Raw genomic sequence first — 21,935 nt, forward strand, 5'->3', positions numbered from 1 at the left:
GATACCCTGAACAGACAGTCCGCACGCGCGCGGACAGCGACGAAAGGGCTCCGGGGGCTGCCCCGCACCATGGACTTCAAGAAGATCTCCCGCAATCCACTGCTTTATGTGGTGTTGATCGGGCTGCTGCTGATCGTCGGCTTCTCGCTGATCTCAAGCCTCGGCGGTGCCAAGCAGATCACGACGCAGCAGGGCCTTGACCTGCTCAAGGGCACGACAGTGACGAAGGTGTTGAACACCGACGGCGACCAGCGCGTGGACATGACGCTGTCGTCGGCGTTCGAGGGCTCCACCGACGTGCAGTTCTATTACGTCTCGGCGCGCGCCGAGCAGGTCGTCACCGCGATCAACGACAGCAATCCCAAGGACGGCTTCAACGACTCGGTGCCCAAGCCGAGCTGGTTCGACGGCTTCCTCTCGCTGCTGCTGCCGATGCTGCTGCTGGGCGTCGTCTTCTGGATCCTGCTTGCTTCGGCCCAGGGCGGCGGCAGCAAGGTCATGCAGTTCGGCAAGTCGCGCGCGAAACTCGTGACGAAAGAGATGCCGCAGGTCACCTTCGGTGACGTGGCGGGAGCCGACGAGGCGATCGAAGAGCTCGAAGAGATCAAAGACTTCCTCAAGGACCCGGCCAAGTTCCAGGCGGTGGGCGCGCGCATCCCCAAGGGCGTGCTGCTGTACGGCCCTCCGGGAACCGGCAAGACGCTGCTCGCGCGCGCGGTCGCCGGCGAGGCGGGCGTGCCCTTCTACTCGATCTCGGGTTCGGACTTCGTCGAGATGTTCGTCGGCGTCGGCGCGAGCCGTGTGCGCGACCTGTTCAATCAGGCGAAAGAGAGCGCGCCGGCCATCATCTTCATTGACGAGATCGACGCCGTCGGCCGGCACCGCGGTGCCGGCATGGGCGGCGGCCACGACGAGCGCGAGCAGACGCTGAACCAGATGCTCGTCGAGATGGACGGCTTCGACCCCAAGGCGAACGTGATCGTCATCGCGGCTACCAACCGTCCCGACATCCTCGACCCGGCGCTGCTGCGCCCGGGCCGCTTCGACCGCCAGATCGGTGTGGACGCGCCCGATCTGCAGGGTCGCCTGAAGATCCTTCAGGTGCACGGCCGCGGCAAGCCGCTCGCCGACAGCGTCGACCTCGAGGTCGTCGCCCGCAAGACGCCCGGCTTCACCGGTGCCGACCTGGCGAACGTGCTCAATGAGGCCGCGCTGCTGACGGCACGCTCGAACGCGCAGCTGATCGACAACCGTGCGCTGGATGAGGCCATCGACCGCGTGATCGCGGGCCCGCAGCGGCGCACGCGCGTGATGAAGGACAAAGAGAAGCTCATCACCGCCTACCACGAGGGCGGCCACGCCCTGACGGCTGCGGCGCTGAACCACTCCGACCCGGTCACCAAGATCACGATCCTGCCGCGCGGCAAGGCCCTGGGTTACACCATGGTCATGCCGCTGGAAGACAAGTACTCCATCACCCGCAACGAGCTGCAGGACCAGCTGGCGTGGGCCATGGGCGGCCGGGTGGCCGAGGAGATCGTCTTCCACGACCCGACCAGCGGCGCCTCCAACGACATTGAGAAGGCGACCGGCATTGCCCGCAAGATGGTCACCGAATACGGCATGACCGCCGCGATCGGACCCGTCAAGCTCGGCCAGTCGTCGGGCGAGGTGTTCATGGGACGCGACATGGGCCACGGCCGCGACTTCTCCGAGACGATGGCCGAGACCGTCGACGAGCAGGTGCGCGCACTCATGGAGCAGGCGCACAACGAGGCCTATGAGGTGCTCAATGCGAACCGTGCGATTCTCGACGAACTGGCGCTGCGCCTGCTCGAGAAGGAGACGCTGGATCACCACGAGATTGCCGAGATCTTCACGGATGTGACCAAGCTGCCCGAGCGTCCGCAGTGGCTCTCCAGCGAAGACCGCCCGGTCTCCGCACTGCCGCCGGTCGACGTGCCGCGGCCTGCCGCCGTCGGGATCGCGGCTGCGACAGCAGCCGAGACACCCGCGGGCAAGACGCCGCGCCGCCGGCCGAGCAGCCAGGCGCGACCGGCGACCGCGTAGGCTCAGGCCTGTGGCCGTCGACCGTGAGCGTGTGAGCGCGCTGGTGCGGGACCTCCTCGTCGCGATCGGGGAGGACCCGGATCGGCCGGGCCTGCGGATGAGTCCGCAGCGGGTCGCCGACCTCTACGCCGACGAGTTCTTCGCCGGGCTGGGAGAGGATGCCGCGGCCCCGCTGCGTCGCACGATCTCGGTGGTGCACGGTCCTGCGCCCGACACGACGCCGTCCGGTGCGGTGCTGCTGCGCGACATCCGCTTCCGCTCCGTGTGCGAGCACCATCTGCTGCCGTTCGCCGGCCGCGCGCACATCGCGTACCTGCCGGGCGAACAGGTCGTCGGGCTCGGCGCGCTGCCGAAGGTCGTCGACATCCTCGCCGCCCGCCCTCAGGTGCAGGAGCGCCTGGGTGAGCAGATCGCCGACACGATCGCGGGCGCGCTGGACTGTCGGGGCGTGCTGGTCGTGATGGATGCCGTGCACCAGTGTGTGACGATGCGCGGCGGCCGCCAGCCGGATGCCGCGACCGTGACGATCGCCGCGCGCGGCGCGCTGGCCGATCCCGCCGCTCGTGCCGAGTTGATCGCTTTGATCGGAAGGGAGGGCGCATGACCCTCATCATGGGAGCGGTCAACGTCACTCCCGACTCATTCAGCGACGGCGGGCGCTACGTGCGCACCGCCGATGCGATCGCGCACGGGCTGCAGCTGCGCGCCGACGGCGCGCACATCCTCGACATCGGGGGCGAGTCCACCCGGCCCGGTGCCGAACGCGTCGACCCTGCCGTGGAGCGCGAGCGCGTGCTCCCGGTGATCCGCGAGCTCGCCGCCGCCGGCGCGGTCATCAGCGTCGACACCATGCACGCCACGACGGCGGCCGCCGCGGTCGAAGCAGGAGCGGCGATCATCAACGATGTGGCCGGCGGCCTTGCCGACCCTGACATCCTGCGCGTGGCCGCCGACGCCGGCGTCGACGTCGTGATCAGCCACTGGCGGGGTCATTCCGACGACATGTACGCCCATGCGCAGTATGACGACGTCGCGCGGGATGTGGCATCCGAGCTCACCGCGCGACTGGACGTCGCCGTCTCTGCGGGCATCGCACCCGAGCGCGTCATCCTCGACCCGGGCATCGGGTTCGCCAAGCACGGCGAGCAGAACTGGGAGGCGCTGCGCGGGCTGCCGGCGCTGGTGTCGATCGGCCCACGCGTGCTGGTGGGAACCAGCCGCAAGCGGTTCCTCGCCGACCTGCTCGAGAAAGACGGCGCAGGAGAGGCGACCGAGCAGCGCCGTGACCTGGCGACCGCGGTGGCCAGCGTTCTGGCCGCGCAGGTGGGGGCGTGGGGCGTGCGCGTGCACGATGTCGCCGCCACCCGCGACGCGCTGCGGGTCGCGCAGGCTTGGGGGACGGTGTGAGCGGCGATCTGGACGACCTCGACGAGATCGCGCTGCGTGGTCTTCGGGCCTACGGCTACCACGGGGTCTACGAGCACGAGCGGCGCGACGGGCAGGAGTTCTCCGCCGATCTCACACTGCACCTCGACACCCGTCCGGCCGCGGCATCCGACGACGTCACCCAGACCGTGCATTACGGCGAGGTGTCCGAAGCGGTCACCGCGATCATCGCCGGCGACCCCGTCGACCTCATCGAGACGCTGTGCCAGCGCATCGCCGATGCCGTACTCGCATTCGACCGCGTCGTGGCCGTGACCGTCACCGTGCACAAGCCCGATGCCCCGATCACGGTGCCCTTCGACGACGTGACCGTCACGATCCGTCGCCGGAGGGAACGATGAGCCGTCGCCTCGCGCAGGGGTTCACGCCGGCGTCGGCCGCGGGTGCCCCGGCTGTCGTCGCGCTGGGCGCGAACCTCGGCGATCGACACGCGACGATGGATGCCGCGATCGCCGAACTGCGCGCGCTGCCGCTGACGACCGACGTGCGGGTGGCGGAGCCCATCACGTCGGTGGCGATCAAGCTCGACGGCCCGGATGTCGACGCCCCGCAGTATGTGAACACCGTCGCCGTGCTCACCACGCGCCTGGCCCCGTCGGTGCTGCTGGACGCTCTGCACGAGATCGAACAGCGGCACGGGCGCGTGCGGCTCGAGCGATGGGGCGACCGCACGCTCGACCTCGACATCGTCGCGTACGGCGACGTGCGCAGCGACGACCCCGACCTCACGCTGCCGCACCCGCGCGCGGCAGAGCGGCTCTTCGTGCTCGAGCCGTGGCTCGCCGTCGATTCCGATGCGGTTCTGCCCGGTGTCGGCCGTGTCAACGCCCTCGTGGCCGCACTGCAGGGGCCGGACTCATGAAGCGCACGCACCCGGCGTCGCTGATCGTCGCCGCCGTGCTGGGCGTGGGCGCCGGGTTCGTGCTGGACCAGGTGCTGACGGCAGCCGGCCGATCGTCGTTCACTCCGATGGTGTCGCTGCCGGTGCTGCTGGCTGCAGTCGGTGTGGTCGTTGTGCTGCTGGCGGTGCCGATCTACCGTGCCACCCATGGCAGTTCTTCGGCCCCGATCAACCCGTTCCATGCGGTGCGCATCGCGATGCTCGCCAAAGCGTCGAGCCTGGTCGGCGCCGTGTTCGGTGGGCTGGGGCTGGGGCTTCTGCTGTTCGTGCTGACCCGGCCCGCCGACCCCTCGGTAGGCTCGGTGAGTGCGTTGATCGCAACCGTGCTGTGCGCCGCGGTGCTCATTGCCGCAGGGCTGGTCGCCGAGCACCTGTGCACGATCCGGAAGGACGACGATGACGAACATCCCGACGCCGGCGGAGGAGAGCACTCCGACCCCTCGGGTCCCGGAACGCGCCACGCCGCCCGCTGAGCCGCTACCGGCCGATGCCGGCCTTCCGACACCACACGATCGCCCCGCCGACCCCGTGCTCAGCGTGGCCACGTTCGAGCGCGTGCTCGAACCGCGCAGCGAGAACCGGCTGCCGCTCGGTGACGGCACGTGGTATCAGCTGGCCCGCTCCTACGTCTGGGTGCGCCTGATCTCGGTGACGGCGATGCTCGTGCTGGTCCTGGTCGCTGCAGCCGTGCTGACCGCGTTCGTCGGCGAGCCGTGGCCGTGGGTTCCGGGCGGCATCGCGGCCGTGGTGTTCGCCCTGACAGCGATCATCACGCCGCGTCAGGCACGCTCGTTCGGCTACCAGCTGCGCGCCGACGACATGGTGTTCCGCCGCGGCATCCTCTGGCAGCGCATGGTCGCAGTGCCCTACGGGCGCATGCAGCTCGTGGACATCACGCACGGGCCGCTGGACCGGGCGTTCGGCATAGCGCATCTCAAACTCGTGACGGCCGCGGCATCCACCGGCGTGGAGATACCGGGACTCACCCAGGCCGCCGCCGAGACGCTGCGCGACACCCTGATCGAGGTCGCCGAGACGCGCAGGACGGGCCTGTGACCGAACCGCGCCCTGCCGGGCCGACCCCGCTGCCGGGGGCCCGCTCGCCGCTCAGCGACGCCGAGTGGCACCGCATGCACCCCTTGACGCCGCTGTTTCGCGGTGGGCTCGTACTGGTGATCGTCATCGGTGTCGTGATCTCGAACCTGCGCGAGCGGATCATCGACTTCTTCCTGCGCACATCCGTGCCCGAGGTGCCCGATTTCGAGAATCCGGGCGATCCGGTCGACTTCATCCTGCGACACAACCTGGTGTTGTGGGCGCTGCTGGCCGTGCTCGTGGTCGTCGTGGTGCTGGTCGGGCTGTTCTATCTGGCCTGGCGCTTCCACAGTTTTCGCATCACCGGCGACAACGTCGAGGTGCGCCACGGCGTGCTGTTCCGCAGCCAGCGTCGTGCACCGCTCGACCGCGTGCAGGGGGTCAATCTCACCCGGCCGATGATCGCGCGCCTGCTGGGCATGGCCAAGCTCGAGGTCGTCGGTGCGGGCTCGGATTCGAACGTCAAGCTCGAGTACCTCTCGACGTCGAACGCCGAAGAGGTGCGCGCCGACATCCTGCGTCTCGCGTCGGGCAGACGGCTGGCTGAGGCGCGTGCGAAGGATGCTGCGACACCGGGCGGCTCGCGTGTCGCAGCTGCGGCATCCGTCGTCACCGAAGCCCTGAACGATCTGGTGCTGGGGGCCGAAGACCCGGTGGCCGAGCCGGCGTCGGTCGTCCAGATCCCCGTCGTGCGCCTGCTGCTCTCACGCGTGTTCGGGCGCGGGATGATCATCATCGTGGTGCTGATCACCGCGGCCGTCATCGCCTCGATCGTCGGCACGCCGTGGATCCTGTTCACGATCATCCCGATGGTGCTGGGGTTCGGCACCGTGCTGGTGCGTTCGACGACGAAGGCGCTGCGGTACTCGATCGCGCCGACGCCCGACGGCGTGCGCATCACTTACGGCCTGTTCACGACGGTGACCGAGACGCTGCCGCCCGGGCGCATCCACGCGATCGAAGTCAGTCAGCCGCTGCTGTGGCGACCGGCGGGCTGGTGGGCAGTGCGGGTGAACCGCATGTCGGGCCGGCGCGCCGATGCGAACGAGCAGGATCAGTTCTCGGAGGTGCTGCCGGTCGGCGACCGCGCCGATGTCGAGCGGGTGCTGCGCCTGCTCATGCCGGGCATGCCCGAGAACGGCTGGCCGCTCGTGTTCGAGCACGGCATCCTCGGGCCCCGCTCGGGCGCGGACGGTGGCGACGGCGCGGGCGCGGGCGCGGGCGCGGGCGCGGGCGGTGGCGACGGCGCGGACGGTGGCGACCCGTACACGAACACGCCCGCCCGCGCGCGCATTCTGCGCCCGCTGTCGTGGCGGCGCAACGGATTCCTGCTGGCCGAGCGCGCCTTGTTCCTGCGCCGCGGATACATCTGGCGCAATCTCGCGGTCTTCCCGCTCGCACGTCTGCAGAGCGTCGGGCTGCATCAGGGCCCGCTCGATCGGGCGCTGAACGTCGCGAAGGTGCACGCGCACACCATCTCGGGGCGCGTGTCGGGTTCGCTCGGTGCCGTTGATCGGGATGCCGCGACCGCGCTGTTCGCGCGCGCCGAGGCCGCGGCGGTCGCCGCCGGCGCCGCCGACCACACGCATCGGTGGGCGGGGGAGGATTCATGAGTCGTGAGGGTCGTCTGGGCGTCGGCATCATCGGCGCCGGCCGCGTGGGGCCCGTGGTCGGTGCAGCGCTCGCCGGCGCCGGTCACGCCGTGGTCGGCATCACGTCGGGTTCCGATGACGATCGTGTCGAGTCGGTGCTTCCCGGCGTGCCGTTCTTGGACGCGCCCGAGATCGTGCGGCGCGCGGAGCTGGTCGTCCTCGCGGTGCCGCACGCCGAGCTGGCGGGTGTGGTCGCCGGCCTCGCCGACATCGGCGCGTGGCAGATAGGCCAGCTCGTGGTGCACACCGATCCCGGCTTCGGTCTGGACGTGCTGCTGCCTGCGGCCACGCGCGGTGCGATCCCGCTGGCGATCCATCCGGCGATCTCGTTCACGGGCACCTCGATGGACCTGCGCCAGCTCGCCGATGCGTTCGCGGCGGTGACCGCACCGGCCGCGGTGCTGCCGATCGCCCAGGCGCTGGCCGTGGAATTGGGCTGCGAGCCGGTCGTGGTGCAGGATGCCGACCGCCCGGCATACGCCGAGGCCATCGCGACGGCGACCGAGTTCTCGCGCTCGATCGTGCGGCAGGCCTCGGACCTGCTGGCTGCGGCAGGTATTGAGAACCCGCGGGCGTTCCTGTCCACGATCGTGCATTCCAGTGTCGACGAGGCGCTGGCCGATCCGGGCGCTCCCGGGGATGTTCCGGGTCTGCCGCCGGCGGTCTGACGCTGCGCACGCTTCGGCGGGCCAGTGACTCAGTGCCCGCGGGCGTCCTGGCCACCGCCGATAGACTGGGACGCGACTTTTCGAGGAGCCCGCCGCATGACCGATACCCCCGCACCCGCCACCGCTGCATCCGCGACGGCCGCGCCCGCGAACGACCAGCCCTCCGCGGAGGACATCGTCGAGCAGAAGGCCGTGCGCATGGCCAAGCGCGAGCGACTGATCGCCGAGCGCGAGGATGCCGCGGGTGGCGCGTATCCGGTGTCGGTGCCGGTGACCGACACGATCTCGAGCCTGCGTGAGCGGTTCGGCGAGCTCGAGGCGGGGGCGGAGACCGGCGTGACCGCTGCCGTCGCCGGCCGGGTCGTGTTCAGCCGCAACACGGGCAAGCTGTGCTTCGCGTCTCTGCAGTCGGGGGACGGCAGCCGCATCCAGGCCATGGTCTCGCTCGCCTCCGTCGGTGAGGAGTCCCTGCAGCGCTGGAAGGAACTCGTCGACCTGGGCGACCACGTGTACGTGGGCGGCGAGGTCATCTCCAGCCGCCGCGGTGAGCTGTCGATCATGGTGACCGACTGGGCGATCGCCTCGAAGGCGTTGCTGCCGCTGCCGAACATGTACACCGAGCTGAGCGAAGAGAGCCGCGTGCGCAGCCGGTTCCTCGACCTCATCGTGCGCGACCGGGCCCGCGCGACGGTGCGCGCACGTGCGGCGGTCAACGCGAGCCTGCGGCGCACGTTCGCGGAGCGCGACTTCATCGAGGTCGAGACGCCGATGCTGCAGATTCAGCACGGCGGCGCCTCGGCGCGCCCGTTCGTCACGCATTCGAACGCATTCGACGCGGAGCTGTACCTGCGCATCGCCCCGGAACTGTACCTGAAGCGCGCCGCGGTCGGCGGCATCGACCGGGTCTACGAGATCAACCGCAACTTCCGCAACGAGGGCGCCGACTCGACGCACAGTCCCGAGTTCGCGATGCTCGAGGCCTACCAGGCGTACTCGGACTACAACGGCATCGCCGACCTCACCCAGACGCTCGTGCAGAACGCCGCCATCGCGGTGGCGGGTTCGACGATGGTCACCTGGGCCGACGGCACCGTCTATGACCTCGGCGGCGAGTGGGACCGCATCTCGATGTACGAGTCGCTGTCGGCTGCGGCCGGTGTCCAGATCACCCCGCAGACCTCCGTCGACGACATGCGGGCACTCGCCGAGCGCGAGGGTGTGGACGAGCCGCCGCACCCGACGCACGGCAAGTGGGTCGAAGAGCTCTGGGAGCACTTCGTCAAGGGGGGCCTGACCCGACCGACATTCGTGATGGACTTTCCCGTCGACACGAGCCCGCTCGTGCGCGACCACCGCTCGATCGCAGGCGTCGTCGAGAAGTGGGACCTGTATGTGCGCGGGTTCGAGCTGGCAACCGGATACTCGGAGCTCATCGACCCGATCATCCAGCGCGAGCGGTTCGTCGCGCAGGCCAAGCTCAGCGCCGCGGGTGACGTCGAGGCCATGCGCATCGACGAGGAGTTCCTGCGCGCGATGGAGCACGGCATGCCCCCGATGGGCGGCATGGGCATGGGCATCGACCGACTGCTGATGGCGATCACCGGGCTCGGCATCCGTGAGACCATCCTGTTCCCGCTCGTGAAGTAGCTTCCCGTTCCCACGCGGGCCGATGCTGGGCTGCCAGGAACGATCGCACGAGTTCGGCCAGGCCGTGCTCGGGTTCGATCGCGCACGCCCCCGTAGCCTGGTCGGCGGCAGCGTCGAGATCGCCGACGGCCCACGACAGCCACGCGCACGCGGCGAGGGAACCCGCCCGCCGCTCTACCGGTGCCCGCGAGGCGACCTCGTGCACGAGTTCACGAGCGGCCGAAAGCCTGTGCACATCGGCCTGGACGCCGTCGCCCCACAGACGTTCGCCCAGGTCGGGCGGATACTCGTCCCCCGCCTCCCATCGGGCCTGTGCCTCGACGGCCGCATCGCCGTCGGCGACGGCGCCGCACCACTGCAGCAGTGCGACGTCGCGCGACCCGGGGCGATCGAGCGCCCACACCAGGAGGGCGACGGTGAACGGATCCAGCAGCTCGGGGTCCAGGCCGAGGGCTTCTTCGAACAGTGCCGGCAGGTCATCCAGCCGGCACGTCGCGCACAGTGCGCGCGGATCGATGCGTCCGTCCGGTGGCGCATCGCCGTCGCAGACCGCGCACACGGCGGTGTCGATCGCCGACAGCGCCACGGCGGTCTGCTCCCGCACCTCGTCCAACGCTCCGCCCACACAGGCCGCGGCATCCGGCGCCACGCCCGGCGAGTCGAGCGGCACGCCGCCGGGTGGGCACTCCGGGTCGAGATACGAGCCCCAGGCACGCGCACCCACGCACAGCGCCTCCCGCAGGTACAGCCCGCAGACCTCACATCGACGGGCGAGCGCCTGCACGAGATCGTCATGTGGCAGACCGTCCACGATCGGATCGTCGGTGTAGATGACGACAGCGAGCTGGTCGGCGTCGGGCAGCCGGCACACCAGCCCGATCGCCGCCGCCGCGGCCAGCTCCAGATCCGCGGCCGCGGGCAGGTCGAGGCGCAGAGCACCCATCGTGCGGCTCCGTGCGAACGGCACGAGCACCAGCCCGACCCGGGGCGGATGGCCCAGCAGTCGCGGGATGTCTGACAGAAGCTGCAGGGACTGCGCCGAGCGAATGACCGTGGACATGCCTCGAGCCTGGCCGCACATGCGGACCACGCGCGGGCCCGGGGCACGGTCTGTGGATGACTCGTCCCCGCCGCGCGCCGGCCCGGACTGGGGAGGAGACGGTGGGCCCCGGCGCGCTGCGCCCCCCGGTACCATAGAAGGTATGGACAACTTCTGGGTCGCCGCGTTCTGGGGTCTCATCCCGACCGTCGTGGTGCTCGGGCTGTTCATCTTCATCCTGCGCTCGGTCATCCACCTGGACCGCAATGAGCGTCGCGCCTACGCGAAGGTCGAAGCCGAGGAGCGCGCGAAGCGCGGTCTTCCGCCGGCACCTCCTGTCGCCGGGCGCTGACCCGGTCACCCGCTCCGCATCCGGCACTCCGCCCGCCCGGGCTGTGGCATCCCACCCTGATGTCTGGGATGTCGCCACCAGCAGTTACGCTGAAGCCTGACGTGAGCGAGGGGGAGCGCATGACTGTCATCGCGACATGGTGGCCCCTGGTCGTCCTCTTATTCGACGTGGCGATCCGTATCGCCGCGGTCATCGTCGTGCCCCGCAATCGACGGCCGACGGCCGCGATGGCGTGGCTGCTGGCGATCTACTTCATCCCGGTCATCGGGGTGCTGCTGTTCCTGCTGATCGGAACCCCGCGCCTGCCGCGCAAGCGACGTCGCAAACAGGATGCGATCAACGACTACATCCGCGAGACCAGCGCGCACCTCGACTTCGGCACGCTGCGCCCGCACGCCCCCGACTGGTTCACCTCGATGGTCACGATGAACCGCTCGCTGGGCGCCATGCCGCTTGCCGGCGACAACGAGGCGCACCTGATCTCGGACTATCAGCAGAGCCTCGACAACATGGCCGAGGTGATCCGCACCGCCGAGCGCTACGTGCACGTCGAGTTCTACATCCTGCAGTCGGATGACGCGACCGACAACTTCTTCCGCGCGCTCGAAGAGGTCTCGGCGCGCGGGGTCACCGTCCGCGTGCTGCTGGACCACTGGGCCAATCGGGGAAAGCCGTTCTATCGCCGCACTCTCAAGCGACTCACCGACATGGGCGCGCGGTGGCAGCTGATGCTTCCGGTGCAGCCATTGCGCGGCAGGTACCAGCGCCCCGACCTGCGCAACCACCGCAAGCTCCTGGTCGTGGACGGCGATGTGGCGTTCATGGGTTCGCAGAACGTGACCGACTCGACCTACAACCTGCGCAAGAACATCCGTCGCGGCCTGCACTGGGTCGACCTGATGGTGCGCATCACCGGTCCGGTCGTGGCATCCATCAATGCGGTGTTCCTATCGGACTGGTACAGCGAAACCGACGAGACCCTCGAAGACGAAGTCTCGCTCTTCGAGGTCGCGGCCGAGAGTCCCGGCGATCTGGATTGCCAGATCGTGCCGAGCGGGCCGGGGTTCCGGTTCGAGAACAACCTGCGACTGTTCCTCGGGCTGCTGTACTACGCGCAGCGCAAGATCATCATGGTCAGCCCATACTTCGTGCCCGATGAGGCGTTGCTGCTCGCCGTGACCACGGCGTGCAACCGGGGGCTGCAGGTCGAGCTGTTCGTCTCTGAAGAGGGCGACCAGGCCATGGTCTACCACGCGCAGCGCAGCTACTACGAAGCGCTGCTGAAGGCCGGCGTGAAGATCTGGCTCTACAAGACCCCCTACATCCTGCACTCCAAGTCGATGACGATCGACGATGAGGTCGCGATCATCGGTTCGAGCAACATGGACATGCGCTCATTCGGTCTGAACCTCGAGATCTCGATGCTCGTGCGTGGCGAGGAATTCGTCGTCGAGATGCGCGAGATCGAAGAGAAATACCGTCGTCTGTCGCGCGAGCTCACCCTCGATGAGTGGAGCCAGCAGCCGCTGCGCTCGACCGTGCTCGACAACCTCGCGCGGCTCACGTCGGCGCTGCAGTAGCGCCTGGCGGCGGCAGGCGCCGAGCCCCACGGTTCGCCGGTGGCGGGCGCCGAGCCCCACGATTCAGCAGTCAGGTTCGACGGGTCGCGTGGCGCCCAGCTCGTCAAAGCTGACTGCTGAACGTCGCCCTCGAATTTCAGCAGTCGGTTTCGACGGATGGCAGGGCGGCGCACCGGTTACAAGTGACTCCTGGATGCCGCGACCGGGCACGTTTCGTCGGTCGTCGGTGGATGCCGCGACCGGTCGTGTCCACGCGCGGCGCCGCCTCCTCCCCAGGGTGATCCGCGGCGCGAGTTGTGCACAGATCACCAGGAGGCCAACCGCCGCGAGCGTCCGGGTGGCCACGGTGGAGTCATGCCCATCGATCTTCCAGACGAATTCGAGTCGGCCTTCTCCGTCGCCGAGGCCCTCCGTGCCGGCGTACCCGCGTCGCGGCTGCGTCGCGTCGACCTGGGCCGGCCCTTCCGCGGGATGCGCACAGCGCCTAACGTCGGCACGTCATCCCTCGACCCCGCCCCTGACCTCGACCCTGCCACTGACCACGCCGCCAAGCCGAAGTCCGCGTTCGAACTCGCCCGCGAAGCCGTGGTCGAGCGGGCGCGTCACTTCGCCGTCATCATGCTGCCGCACGAGTTCTTCTCGCATGTGACCGCCGCGATCCTGTGGGACCTGTGGCTTCCGTTTGCACTGGTGCGCGATCACGCCGCACTCGACGTCGCTGTCTGCGCACCGGCGCGACATCCGCGTCGCGCCGGTGTTGCAGGGCATCAGACTCCGCGCCGGTTCGTGCACGTGGTGACCCACCCGACGCTCGGGGTCCGCTTGGCCAGCCCTGCCAGCACCTGGGCGCAACTCGCGTCGGTGATCGGCGACCCGTACGATCTGGTCGCTGCCGGCGATGCGGCGGTGCGTGAGCCGATGTTCGAGGGCGACCCGCCCGCGCTTGCGACACCGGCGCAGCTCGCGAGAGCCATCGCGGAAGGGCGCCGGGCCGGCATCACCGCGTTGCGCACGGCGCTGCCGCGCGTCCGGACGAGGTCTGCCTCGCGCCCCGAGACGCGATGTCGGCTCCTGCTCGTAGACGCCGGGCTGCCGGAGCCCCGACTCAATTGGAGTCTCGTCGACGCACACGGCAACACGATCGCCTGCATCGACCTCGCCTACCCGGAGTTGAAGATCGCCGTCGAATACGAGGGCCAGCATCACCTCCGTGACTCGGCGCAGTGGACGAAGGACATCGCCCGCTACGAGTTGCTCGCGGCCCACGGGTGGCTCGTCATCCGAATCACCAAGGACGCCCTCTTCTCCGATCCGCAGTCGATCGTCGAGCGCGTGCGTGCTGCCCGCGCGCTGCGCGCAGCGCGGTGAGACTCAGTGCGTGCTGCTGCCGCGGCGGGTGGTGATGATCGGTCCCATTCCGCCTTCGGCCGGTGGAGTGGTCGCGACGGCGGGGCGTGTCGCGTCCCCGAAGGCCGAGGTGAGGATGTCGCGCACACTGTCGAATCTGCGCGACCAGATCAGCAGGTCGTCCAGACGCATCGGCTCGTCACCGTGCTGCAGGCGTGAGATCCGTTCCAGCGTCATCTCGGGCGACGTGGTCTTCAGCGTCTGGACGATTGTGGCGAGGTTGCTGCGCAGCATCAGCACCTCTTCGCGCACCGCGTTGGCCACCCAGTGCTGCAGGTTCGCGGCGATGAACCGCGCGTCGGTCGGCTCGATACCGGCGGCCGCCCGCTGCGGTTTGCCCCACCGCCCGAACATGTCGGGCCGGTCGACGAGGTCGCGTGGCCGCGTGGTCGGAGTGGGGGCGTCGGAGTCGTCGCGCCGCGGATTGAAGGTCAGGCCGGTCACGCCTTCGATGCTAGGACGGTTTCGGCGGCGGTTCCCCACCGGGCTCGGGATGCCGGGCCTCAGTCGGCTCGCACGAGCAGGTCGCCGACCTCGCAGTCCAGGGCCCGGCAGATCGCCGACAAAGTCGAGTACCGGATCGCCCTGGCGCGATCGTTCTTGAGCACCGAGAGGTTCACGATCGACACTCCCACGATCCCGCTGAGCCCGGTCAGGGTCATCCCTCGCTCGGCGAGCAGTTCATCGAGCCGGCAGTGGATTCCGGATGCCTCGTCCTCCTCGGCGGGACTCACACCAGCCCCTCCGTGTCGCGCTGTAGGTGCATGCCGTAGCGCATGAGCGCCGAGAACGCGCCGAGCCCGATCGCCAGCCACACCGGCCACCAGTCGATCGCCCAGATTCCAGTGGCCTGCACGCTGCGTGGGCCGAGGCCCGCGGCAACGAGCTCGCTGAGTGCGCGCATACCGCCGGCCTGTGCCAGCAACTGAGTCGCCACCCCGCCGACGAGCACCACGATCGCGGCGACGAAGCTCAGCCGGGCGAGCTCGGGCGCGAACGGTCGTCCCTGCATGAATCGGAAGCACGCCAACGCGATCAGCCCCGCAAGGGCGACCGTCACGAGAGTTCCGATCAGATCACCTGCGGCAAGGATGCCGCGAGTCGGCGTCGACAGAAGGTTGATCGCCGTGAGCTCCGCCGTCGTGAAGCCACCGCTGAGGTTGAACATGTCAGGGTCGGGCGGGGCCGCCCAGAACGCCAGCGTGCGGACGCCGAACGGAACACCGACATCGCGTTGAAACCACAGAACCGTCCGCACGATGCCCCAGAGCAGCGCGATTCCGCTCCACGCCGCTGAGATCACGAGCGCGATGCGCACGATCGGTGTTGCCTCGGCGGTGCGCCGCGCGCGGAACACCGCCATGATCAGCAGAATCACGCCGACCAGCGTCACCAGCGGCGGCAGAACGAACAGCACGAAGCGCATCACACCAGCCCCTCCGTGTCGCGCTGTAGGACCGCGCCGTATTTCAGCACGGCGGCCAGTGCGGCGAAGCCGAAGCCGGCTCCGATCGGCCAGAGCGGAATCGTGAACGATGTCGCCGCCTGCGGCAGGAGCAGGCTCAGATCGAGCCGTCCGTCGGCGAGCGCCGGCCCTTGCGCCCCGGTGACGGTCAGCAGCTCATGCGCCACCATCGCTCCGCCGAACTGTGACAGGACAGACCCGACGATGCCTCCCGCGAGCACGACGACTGCGGTGGTGAGTGCCATGCGTACGGCGGCTTGCGTGAATGCGGCGCCGCGCACCAGCTGGAAGCACGTGATCGCGATGAGCCCTGCCACCGTTCCCGGGACGAGGAAGCCGATCGCCGAGCCGATCGCCCAGAGGGCGACTCCCACGGTCGCATCGATGCCCTTGCGCCGCCATCCGCGTGGGAGCAGCAACAAGACGGCGGCCGCAAGGAGCACGATCGCCAACAGCCAGGGCAGTGCGGTCATTGCTTCTCCTTATCGATATTCGTTGTTATCGACAAACGATATGGATGCTGTGATCCGCTGTCAAGCCCCTGTCGGGCCGTATGCCGCCAGCGAACACCGGCTCGCGGCATCCGCACGCTCGTTACGCTTCTAACAAGCGCCAGAAGTGCGCCCGGAGGAGTCAGAGATGTTCGAGAGATTCACCGACCGAGCTCGACGCGTGGTCGTCCTCGCCCAAGAAGAGGCGAAGATGCTCAACCACAACTACATCGGGACGGAGCACATCCTCCTGGGTCTCATCCATGAGGGTGAGGGCGTCGCGGCGAAGGCCCTCGAGTCGCTGGGCATCTCCTTGGATGCCGTGCGCGAGCAGGTGCAGGACATCATCGGTCAGGGTCAGCAGCAGCCGACCGGCCACATTCCGTTCACGCCGCGCGCGAAGAAGGTTCTCGAGCTGAGCCTGCGTGAAGCGCTGCAGCTGGGACACAACTACATCGGCACCGAGCACATCCTGCTCGGTCTCATCCGCGAGGGCGAGGGCGTGGCAGCCCAGGTGCTCGTCAAGCTGGGTGCAGACCTCAACAAGGTGCGTCAGCAGGTCATCCAGCTTCTGTCCGGTTATCAGGGCAAGGAGCCGGCGGCGGTGTCGGGAGCCGCGCACGAGAGCGCGGTGGGTGCACAGGGAGGCTCCCAAGTGCTCGACCAGTTCGGTCGCAACCTCACACAGGCTGCGCGCGACAACAAGCTCGACCCGGTCATCGGACGCGAGAAAGAGATCGAGCGGGTCATGCAGATCCTGTCTCGTCGCTCCAAGAACAACCCGGTGCTGATCGGGGAGCCCGGCGTCGGCAAGACGGCGGTCGTCGAGGGCCTGGCCCAGGCGATCGTCAAGGGCGACGTGCCCGAGACGCTGAAGGACAAGCAGCTCTACTCGCTCGACCTCGGCTCACTCATCGCCGGGTCCCGCTATCGCGGTGACTTCGAAGAGCGCCTGAAGAAGGTGACGAAAGAGATCCGCACCCGTGGCGACATCATCGTGTTCATCGACGAGATCCACACGCTGGTGGGCGCGGGTGCCGCCGAAGGCGCGATCGATGCCGCCAGCATCCTGAAGCCTCTGCTGGCCCGCGGTGAGCTGCAGACCATCGGCGCCACGACGCTGGACGAGTACCGCAAGCACTTCGAGAAGGATGCTGCGCTGGAGCGTCGTTTCCAGCCCATTCAGGTGGCCGAGCCGAGCCTTCCGCACGCCATCAACATCCTGAAGGGTCTGCGCGACCGCTACGAGGCGCACCACAAGGTGCAGATCACCGACGGCGCGATCGTCGCGGCGGCGAACCTGTCGGACCGTTACGTGTCGGATCGCTTCCTTCCCGACAAGGCCATCGACCTGATCGACGAGGCCGGCGCCCGCTTGCGCCTGTCGATCCTGTCGAGCCCCCCCGAGCTGCGTGAGCTCGACGACAAGATCGCCGACGTGCGCACGCGCAAGGAGGCCGCCAGCGAGGAGCAGGACTTCGAGAAGGCCGCTTCGCTGCGCGACGAGGAGAAGTCGCTGCTGGCCGAGCGCCTGCGCCTGGAGAAGCAGTGGCGCAGCGGGGATGTCGCAACCCCCGCCGTCGTGGACGAAGGCCTGATCGCCGAAGTGCTGGCGCAGGCCACCGGCATCCCGGTCTTCAAGCTCACCGAAGAGGAGTCCAGCCGACTCGTCTTCATGGAGAAGGCGCTGCACCAGCGCGTCATCGGCCAGGACGAGGCGATCGCGGCCCTGAGCCGCACGATCCGCCGTCAGCGCGCGGGTCTGAAGGACCCCAAGCGTCCGTCGGGCTCGTTCATCTTCGCCGGCCCCACCGGCGTCGGCAAGACCGAGCTGGCCAAGGCGCTCGCCGAGTTCCTGTTCGACGATGAGGGTGCGCTGATCTCGCTCGACATGAGCGAGTTCGGTGAGAAGCACACGGTGTCGCGACTGTTCGGTGCCCCTCCCGGGTTCGTCGGGTTCGAAGAGGGCGGCCAGCTCACCGAGAAGGTGCGCCGCAAGCCGTTCTCGGTCGTGCTGTTCGACGAGATCGAGAAGGCCCACCCCGACATCTTCAACTCGCTGCTGCAGATCCTCGAAGAAGGGCGTCTGACCGACGGTCAGGGTCGCCTGGTCGACTTCAAGAACACCGTGATCATCATGACGACCAACCTCGGTTCGTCGGCGATCGCCGGTGGTCCGGTCGGCTTCCAGGTCGAGGGTGACTCGGTCACCAGCTACGAGCGGATGAAGGGCAAGGTCGACGAAGAGCTCAAGCGCCACTTCAAGCCCGAGTTCCTCAACCGTGTCGACGACATCATCGTCTTCCCGCAGCTGAACAAGGACGAACTGCGTCAGATCGTCGGTCTGTTCACGAAGCGTCTGGCCGAGCGCCTGCTCGACCGTGACATGACCGTCGAGCTGAGCGACTCGGCCAAGGACAAGCTGATCGAGATCGGCTTCGATCCGACGCTGGGCGCGCGGCCGCTGCGCCGTGCCATGCAGCGCGAGATCGAAGACCAGCTCAGTGAGCGGATTCTGCACGGCGAGCTCAATTCCGGCGACCACGTGAAGGTGGATGCCGTGGGCGGCGAGTTCGTGTTCGAACACGGTCCGCGCGGCGAGAAGGTCGCTGTCGGTGTCACGGCGCAGGGAGAGATCTCGGCCACCCCCGACATCATCGCCGGCTGATCCAGCCGTGATGTGCCGATGCCCCGTCCCCATCCCTGGGGGCGGGGCATCGACGGTTCACAGCATCCCGCGTCGTAGTCTGGAGCGGTGACCGACATCGTGATCCGCTCCGCACGCACCGCCGACGTGGCAGCCATCCAGCAGCTGCTCGAGCCGCTCGTGGATCGTCGCATCCTGCTCGGCAAAGAGCCGGTGGCGCTGTACGAAGCGGTGCAGGAATTCGTCGTGGCAGAGCTGGACGGCGAGGTCATCGGATGCGGTGCGCTGCACGTGATCTGGCGCGACATCGGCGAGGTCCGGACGCTTCTGGTGCGCGACGATCGCCTGCACCAGGGCATCGGCGGCCGGATCGTCGAGGTGCTCGAGGCGCGGGCGATCGAACTGGGGCTCGCGCGCCTGTTCTGCCTGACCTTCGAGGTCTCGTTCTTCCGTCGGCACGGTTTCGCCCCGATCGGCGAGCACGTGGTCGATGCCGATGTGTACACGCAGCTGCTGCGCAGCCCCGACGCCGGCATGGCCGAGTTCCTCGACCTCGCCCACGTCAAGCCCAACACGCTCGGCAACACCCGCATGCTCAAGCACCTGTGACCGCGCTGGATCTTGGCGCGCCGTACGCGAACGGAGACAGCGCTCGACCTACCCTGACAGGGTGAGTACGTCAGGACGCCGCCATTCGCCCGCCGTCTATCGTCGGCGTCGGCTCGCCCTGCTGCTCGTGCTGCTGGTCGTGGTCGCCGTGGTCTGGCTGCTGATCGCCCGCCCGTGGCAGGCCGGCGCGACGCCGGCCGCACAGGTCGGCCAGCAGAAGCCTGCCGACCCGGTCGTGCCGGCGGTCTCCAGCGCACCGCAGACGCCGGTGGCCACACCCGACGCCTCGACATCGCCCACGCCCGGCGCATCGGCGTCGCCCACGCCCGGAGCATCGAGCCCGGCGGCCCCCAGCCCCGGCGCGTCGGCAGCGCCGTGCGCCACCGCCGACATCGCGGTGAAGGCCGTGACCGACAAGACCAGCTACCCGTCGGGCACTGACCCGAAACTGTCGGTCCAGCTGACCAACACCGGCTCGACAGCCTGCATGCTCAACGTCGGCACGAGCGCCCAGGTGTTCACCATCACCAGTGGCAGCGACACGTGGTGGCGCTCGACGGACTGCCAGAGCGAACCGAGCGACATGTACGTGATCCTCGCTGCCGGCCAGAAGGTCGCAAGCGCCCAGCCGATCGTCTGGGACCGCTCGCGATCGAGCGTGGCGACCTGTCAGGCGAAGGACCGGCCGAAGGCGCCCGGCGGCGGAGCGACCTACCACCTGAGCGTGTCGGTGGGCGGCATCGATGCCGTCGACGACGCGCTGTTCCAGCTGCACTGACGCGCTGCAGCCTTCAGGATGACAAGTGGTCTGATGTCCCCCGAAGAGGGGACAGCGGATAGGGCGCCATGGCTCGTACACTTGAAGTACACGTCGTGCGGTTACGCGGTGAAGCTGTCCCCAGCAGCCAGTGGTCCTGTCCCCAGCAGGCCCCCAACCGCGAGCACGACGCTTCGGACCCTCTCGAGTCGCCCAGTCCCCAATGAGCGATTCGAGAGGGTCCTCTCTTCGTGGCGCCGTGCGCGCCGACTACGCTGGAGACGTGGCATCCGGCAAGAAACGCGCCAAGAAGAAGCAGCTCGAGTTCCGCAACACCCAGCTGGCGGATGCGCTGCAGACCCAGGACATCGCCGCCGTCGCGTTCGCGCTGCGGCATGGCCCGACCGTGGTGCCACTCATGCGCGCAGGCGCCCGTGACGATCCGCGCGATGCGGGCGAGGTGTGGACGTATCGCGACCCCGACTCGGGGGATGTCGCACTGCTGCTGTTCAGCGACGCCGTGCACAAGCCCGAAACGCTGCCGCCGGCGGTCGGACTGCACTCGGCGGCCTGGCTGCGCGCGTTCCTGGGTGCGCATGTCGACCAGATCACGACCGTGTTCTTCGACATCGCCGGCCCCCACCCGATGCAGGCGTCGCCGGCCGACATCATCGCGGCGCTGGACGCCTGAGACGCAGAACGGGCTCAGAACTGCGGCACGCCGTCGGTGGATGCCGCGGCCATCGCCGTCGCCTTCAAGGTGCGCAACGCGCTGCTGATCGACTCGGCCCGCTCGTCGATGACGGTGCGGTAGCCCAGGCGCGCCGCTTCGTGCCGCCGCTGTGCGGCCTGGGCGACCGGGCGGATCTCGCCCGACAGGCTCAGCTCGCCGATCGCGGCGACGTCGTGGCGCACGGCCTTCTCGGTGCGGGCCGTGGCGATGGCGATCGCGATCGCGAGGTCGGCGCCGGGCTCGATCAGGCGCACGCCGCCCACCGTGGAGACGTAGACATCCTGCTTCGACAGTTCGACGCCGGCGCGCTTCTCCAGCAGCGCCAGGATCATGGCCACACGTGATGCGTCGACGCCGCTGACCACCCGGCGCGGGTTGGGGCCGGAGGCGGCGACGGTCAGCGCCTGCACCTCGACCGGCAGGGCGCGCCGACCCTCGAGGGCGATCGTGATGCACGTGCCGGCGACCGGCTTGCCGCTGCCGAGGAACAGCCTGCTGGGGTCGGGGACCTCTTCGATCCCTGCTCCGGTCATGTCGAAGCATCCGACCTCATCGGTGGGACCGAAGCGGTTCTTCAGGGTGCGCAGGAAGCGCAGCGACGTCTGCCGGTCGCCCTCGAAGTGGCACACGACGTCGACGAGGTGCTCGAGGATGCGGGGGCCCGCGATCGACCCGTCCTTCGTGACGTGCCCCACGATGACCACCGGCAGCGACCGCTCCTTCGCGACGCGGATCAGGGTCGCCGCGACCTCGCGCACCTGGCTGGGGTGCCCGGCCAGCCCGTCGGACAACGCCGAAGACACCGTCTGCACCGAGTCGACGATCAGCAGGTCGGGCTCGACCTCGTCGATGTGACCGAGGATCGTGGCCAGGTCGGTCTCGCTGGCCAGGAACAGTTCGTCGTGCAGCGCGCCCGTGCGCTCGGCGCGCAGGCGCACCTGCGCTGTGGACTCTTCACCGCTCGCATAGAGCACGCGGCGGCCCGCCCGCGCCGACTGCGCGGCCACCTCGAGCAGCAGCGTCGACTTGCCCACACCCGGCTCGCCTGACAGCAGGATCGCCGCGCCCGGGACCACACCACCGCCGAGCACGCGATCGAACTCGGCGATGCCGCTCGTGCGCCGCGGCGTCGCAGCGATGTCGATCATCGTGATGGGCTGCGCGCTGCGGCCGGCGGACGGGGCCAGCGGCGAGACCTTGCGCGCGGCGATGCCCGTGGACTCGGTGGATTCGACGACCGTGCCCCACTGTTGGCACTCGCCGCACCGGCCGACCCACTTCAGCGTCGTCCACCCGCACTCCGTGCAGCGATACGGGGAGGCGGTGGAGCGCTTTGTGACCATGCTTCGAGGCTATGCCCGAGCTGCGACATCCCT

General features: G+C 68.9%; 23 protein-coding genes. 17 read left to right on the forward strand and 6 right to left on the reverse strand.

Annotated elements, in window-relative coordinates:
* The first annotated feature begins 69 nt into the window (after positions 1-69).
* The 10 genes from ftsH (at position 70) to lysS (ending at position 9,479) form a co-directional block, all read left to right on the forward strand.
* Positions 70-2,070: an ATP-dependent zinc metalloprotease FtsH gene (ftsH, locus tag QU603_RS01110; RefSeq protein WP_308492660.1), complete on the forward strand. Its 2,001-nt coding sequence runs from the start codon at positions 70-72 to the stop codon at positions 2,068-2,070.
* A 10-nt stretch (positions 2,071-2,080) separates the two neighbouring features.
* A complete protein-coding gene (gene folE, locus QU603_RS01115) occupies positions 2,081-2,674 on the forward strand; it encodes a GTP cyclohydrolase I (RefSeq protein ID WP_308492661.1) in 594 nt (197 codons plus the stop codon).
* On the forward strand, positions 2,671-3,477 hold the full coding sequence (folP, locus tag QU603_RS01120) for a dihydropteroate synthase (protein WP_308492662.1): 807 nt from the start codon (positions 2,671-2,673) through the stop codon (positions 3,475-3,477). Before folE ends, folP begins: the two co-directional genes overlap by 4 nt.
* Positions 3,474-3,857, forward strand: coding sequence for a dihydroneopterin aldolase (folB, locus tag QU603_RS01125; protein ID WP_308492663.1), 384 nt, complete (start codon positions 3,474-3,476; stop codon positions 3,855-3,857). Before folP ends, folB begins: the two co-directional genes overlap by 4 nt.
* On the forward strand, positions 3,854-4,378 hold the full coding sequence (folK, locus tag QU603_RS01130) for a 2-amino-4-hydroxy-6-hydroxymethyldihydropteridine diphosphokinase (RefSeq protein ID WP_308492664.1): 525 nt from the start codon (positions 3,854-3,856) through the stop codon (positions 4,376-4,378). Before folB ends, folK begins: the two co-directional genes overlap by 4 nt.
* Entirely contained in the window at positions 4,375-4,890 is a 516-nt protein-coding gene (locus tag QU603_RS01135; protein ID WP_308492665.1) for a DUF3180 family protein, read from the forward strand. The genes folK and QU603_RS01135 overlap by 4 nt, the downstream gene beginning before the upstream one ends.
* Positions 4,823-5,473 carry a PH domain-containing protein gene (locus QU603_RS01140; RefSeq protein ID WP_370655339.1) on the forward strand — a complete coding sequence of 217 codons (651 nt, stop codon included), beginning with the start codon at positions 4,823-4,825 and terminating at the stop codon, positions 5,471-5,473. The genes QU603_RS01135 and QU603_RS01140 overlap by 68 nt, the downstream gene beginning before the upstream one ends.
* Positions 5,470-7,125, forward strand: coding sequence for a PH domain-containing protein (locus QU603_RS01145; protein WP_308492667.1), 1,656 nt, complete (start codon positions 5,470-5,472; stop codon positions 7,123-7,125). The genes QU603_RS01140 and QU603_RS01145 overlap by 4 nt, the downstream gene beginning before the upstream one ends.
* On the forward strand, positions 7,122-7,832 hold the full coding sequence (locus tag QU603_RS01150) for a DUF2520 domain-containing protein (RefSeq protein ID WP_308492668.1): 711 nt from the start codon (positions 7,122-7,124) through the stop codon (positions 7,830-7,832). The genes QU603_RS01145 and QU603_RS01150 overlap by 4 nt, the downstream gene beginning before the upstream one ends.
* Before the next feature lie 96 nt (positions 7,833-7,928).
* Entirely contained in the window at positions 7,929-9,479 is a 1,551-nt protein-coding gene (lysS, locus tag QU603_RS01155; protein WP_308492669.1) for a lysine--tRNA ligase, read from the forward strand.
* Here the strand turns inward: lysS and QU603_RS01160 are convergent.
* Positions 9,430-10,539, reverse strand: a complete 1,110-nt coding sequence (locus QU603_RS01160; protein WP_308492670.1) for a DUF4192 family protein — start codon at positions 10,537-10,539, stop codon at positions 9,430-9,432. The genes lysS and QU603_RS01160 overlap by 50 nt on opposite strands.
* A 142-nt stretch (positions 10,540-10,681) precedes the next feature.
* Between QU603_RS01160 and QU603_RS01165 the strand changes: the two genes are divergently transcribed.
* The 3 genes from QU603_RS01165 (at position 10,682) to QU603_RS01175 (ending at position 13,818) form a co-directional block, all read left to right on the forward strand.
* The gene (locus tag QU603_RS01165; protein ID WP_308492671.1) at positions 10,682-10,870 is read left to right on the forward strand and encodes a hypothetical protein; all 189 of its coding nucleotides are present in this window, start codon (positions 10,682-10,684) and stop codon (positions 10,868-10,870) included.
* A gap of 119 nt (positions 10,871-10,989) precedes the next feature.
* On the forward strand, positions 10,990-12,450 hold the full coding sequence (cls, locus tag QU603_RS01170; protein ID WP_308492672.1) for a cardiolipin synthase: 1,461 nt from the start codon (positions 10,990-10,992) through the stop codon (positions 12,448-12,450).
* Between the two features lie 354 nt (positions 12,451-12,804).
* Entirely contained in the window at positions 12,805-13,818 is a 1,014-nt protein-coding gene (locus QU603_RS01175; RefSeq protein ID WP_308492673.1) for an endonuclease domain-containing protein, read from the forward strand.
* A gap of 3 nt (positions 13,819-13,821) precedes the next feature.
* Here the strand turns inward: QU603_RS01175 and QU603_RS01180 are convergent, their stop codons facing one another.
* The 4 genes from QU603_RS01180 to QU603_RS01195 are packed head-to-tail and all read right to left on the reverse strand — an operon-like array spanning position 13,822 to position 15,795.
* Positions 13,822-14,301: a hypothetical protein gene (locus QU603_RS01180; protein ID WP_308492674.1), complete on the reverse strand. Its 480-nt coding sequence runs from the start codon at positions 14,299-14,301 to the stop codon at positions 13,822-13,824.
* A gap of 59 nt (positions 14,302-14,360) precedes the next feature.
* The gene (locus tag QU603_RS01185; RefSeq protein ID WP_308492675.1) at positions 14,361-14,591 is read right to left on the reverse strand and encodes a helix-turn-helix domain-containing protein; all 231 of its coding nucleotides are present in this window, start codon (positions 14,589-14,591) and stop codon (positions 14,361-14,363) included.
* Positions 14,588-15,283, reverse strand: coding sequence for a hypothetical protein (locus QU603_RS01190; protein WP_308492676.1), 696 nt, complete (start codon positions 15,281-15,283; stop codon positions 14,588-14,590). The genes QU603_RS01185 and QU603_RS01190 overlap by 4 nt, the downstream gene beginning before the upstream one ends.
* Positions 15,283-15,795: a hypothetical protein gene (locus tag QU603_RS01195; protein ID WP_308492677.1), complete on the reverse strand. Its 513-nt coding sequence runs from the start codon at positions 15,793-15,795 to the stop codon at positions 15,283-15,285. The genes QU603_RS01190 and QU603_RS01195 overlap by 1 nt, the downstream gene beginning before the upstream one ends.
* A gap of 166 nt (positions 15,796-15,961) precedes the next feature.
* Here QU603_RS01195 and QU603_RS01200 point away from each other — a divergent pair, with 166 nt between their 5' ends.
* The 4 genes from QU603_RS01200 (at position 15,962) to QU603_RS01215 (ending at position 20,517) form a co-directional block, all read left to right on the forward strand.
* Positions 15,962-18,481: an ATP-dependent Clp protease ATP-binding subunit gene (locus QU603_RS01200; RefSeq protein WP_308492678.1), complete on the forward strand. Its 2,520-nt coding sequence runs from the start codon at positions 15,962-15,964 to the stop codon at positions 18,479-18,481.
* An 87-nt stretch (positions 18,482-18,568) separates the two neighbouring features.
* Positions 18,569-19,069: an amino-acid N-acetyltransferase gene (locus QU603_RS01205; RefSeq protein WP_308492680.1), complete on the forward strand. Its 501-nt coding sequence runs from the start codon at positions 18,569-18,571 to the stop codon at positions 19,067-19,069.
* Positions 19,070-19,130: 61 nt separating this feature from the next.
* Positions 19,131-19,847 (forward strand): hypothetical protein, encoded by a 717-nt coding sequence (locus tag QU603_RS01210; RefSeq protein WP_308492681.1) that lies wholly within the window; start codon positions 19,131-19,133, stop codon positions 19,845-19,847.
* Positions 19,848-20,109: 262 nt separating this feature from the next.
* On the forward strand, positions 20,110-20,517 hold the full coding sequence (locus QU603_RS01215; protein WP_308492682.1) for a dehydrogenase: 408 nt from the start codon (positions 20,110-20,112) through the stop codon (positions 20,515-20,517).
* Between the two features lie 14 nt (positions 20,518-20,531).
* On the opposite strand, the gene radA is transcribed toward QU603_RS01215, so the two are convergent.
* The gene (radA, locus tag QU603_RS01220; protein ID WP_308492683.1) at positions 20,532-21,902 is read right to left on the reverse strand and encodes a DNA repair protein RadA; all 1,371 of its coding nucleotides are present in this window, start codon (positions 21,900-21,902) and stop codon (positions 20,532-20,534) included.
* Positions 21,903-21,935: the final 33 nt, after the last annotated feature.

This window comes from Microbacterium terrisoli (assembly GCF_030866805.1).
Taxonomy (GTDB): domain Bacteria; phylum Actinomycetota; class Actinomycetes; order Actinomycetales; family Microbacteriaceae; genus Microbacterium; species Microbacterium terrisoli.

What these genes read in the sequence shown, in the direction of transcription:
- folP (WP_308492662.1), top strand. Translation starts at nt 2,671, where the DNA reads ATGACCCTCATCATGGGAGCGGTCAACGTCACTCCCGACTCATTCAGC.
- QU603_RS01200 (WP_308492678.1), top strand. Translation starts at nt 15,962, where the DNA reads ATGTTCGAGAGATTCACCGACCGAGCTCGACGCGTGGTCGTCCTCGCC.
- QU603_RS01150 (WP_308492668.1), top strand. Translation starts at nt 7,122, where the DNA reads ATGAGTCGTGAGGGTCGTCTGGGCGTCGGCATCATCGGCGCCGGCCGC.
- radA (WP_308492683.1), bottom strand. Translation starts at nt 21,902, where the DNA reads ATGGTCACAAAGCGCTCCACCGCCTCCCCGTATCGCTGCACGGAGTGC.
- cls (WP_308492672.1), top strand. Translation starts at nt 10,990, where the DNA reads ATGACTGTCATCGCGACATGGTGGCCCCTGGTCGTCCTCTTATTCGAC.
- ftsH (WP_308492660.1), top strand. Translation starts at nt 70, where the DNA reads ATGGACTTCAAGAAGATCTCCCGCAATCCACTGCTTTATGTGGTGTTG.
- lysS (WP_308492669.1), top strand. Translation starts at nt 7,929, where the DNA reads ATGACCGATACCCCCGCACCCGCCACCGCTGCATCCGCGACGGCCGCG.
- QU603_RS01195 (WP_308492677.1), bottom strand. Translation starts at nt 15,795, where the DNA reads ATGACCGCACTGCCCTGGCTGTTGGCGATCGTGCTCCTTGCGGCCGCC.
- QU603_RS01190 (WP_308492676.1), bottom strand. Translation starts at nt 15,283, where the DNA reads ATGCGCTTCGTGCTGTTCGTTCTGCCGCCGCTGGTGACGCTGGTCGGC.
- QU603_RS01160 (WP_308492670.1), bottom strand. Translation starts at nt 10,539, where the DNA reads ATGTCCACGGTCATTCGCTCGGCGCAGTCCCTGCAGCTTCTGTCAGAC.
- QU603_RS01135 (WP_308492665.1), top strand. Translation starts at nt 4,375, where the DNA reads ATGAAGCGCACGCACCCGGCGTCGCTGATCGTCGCCGCCGTGCTGGGC.
- QU603_RS01175 (WP_308492673.1), top strand. Translation starts at nt 12,805, where the DNA reads ATGCCCATCGATCTTCCAGACGAATTCGAGTCGGCCTTCTCCGTCGCC.
- folK (WP_308492664.1), top strand. Translation starts at nt 3,854, where the DNA reads ATGAGCCGTCGCCTCGCGCAGGGGTTCACGCCGGCGTCGGCCGCGGGT.
- QU603_RS01165 (WP_308492671.1), top strand. Translation starts at nt 10,682, where the DNA reads ATGGACAACTTCTGGGTCGCCGCGTTCTGGGGTCTCATCCCGACCGTC.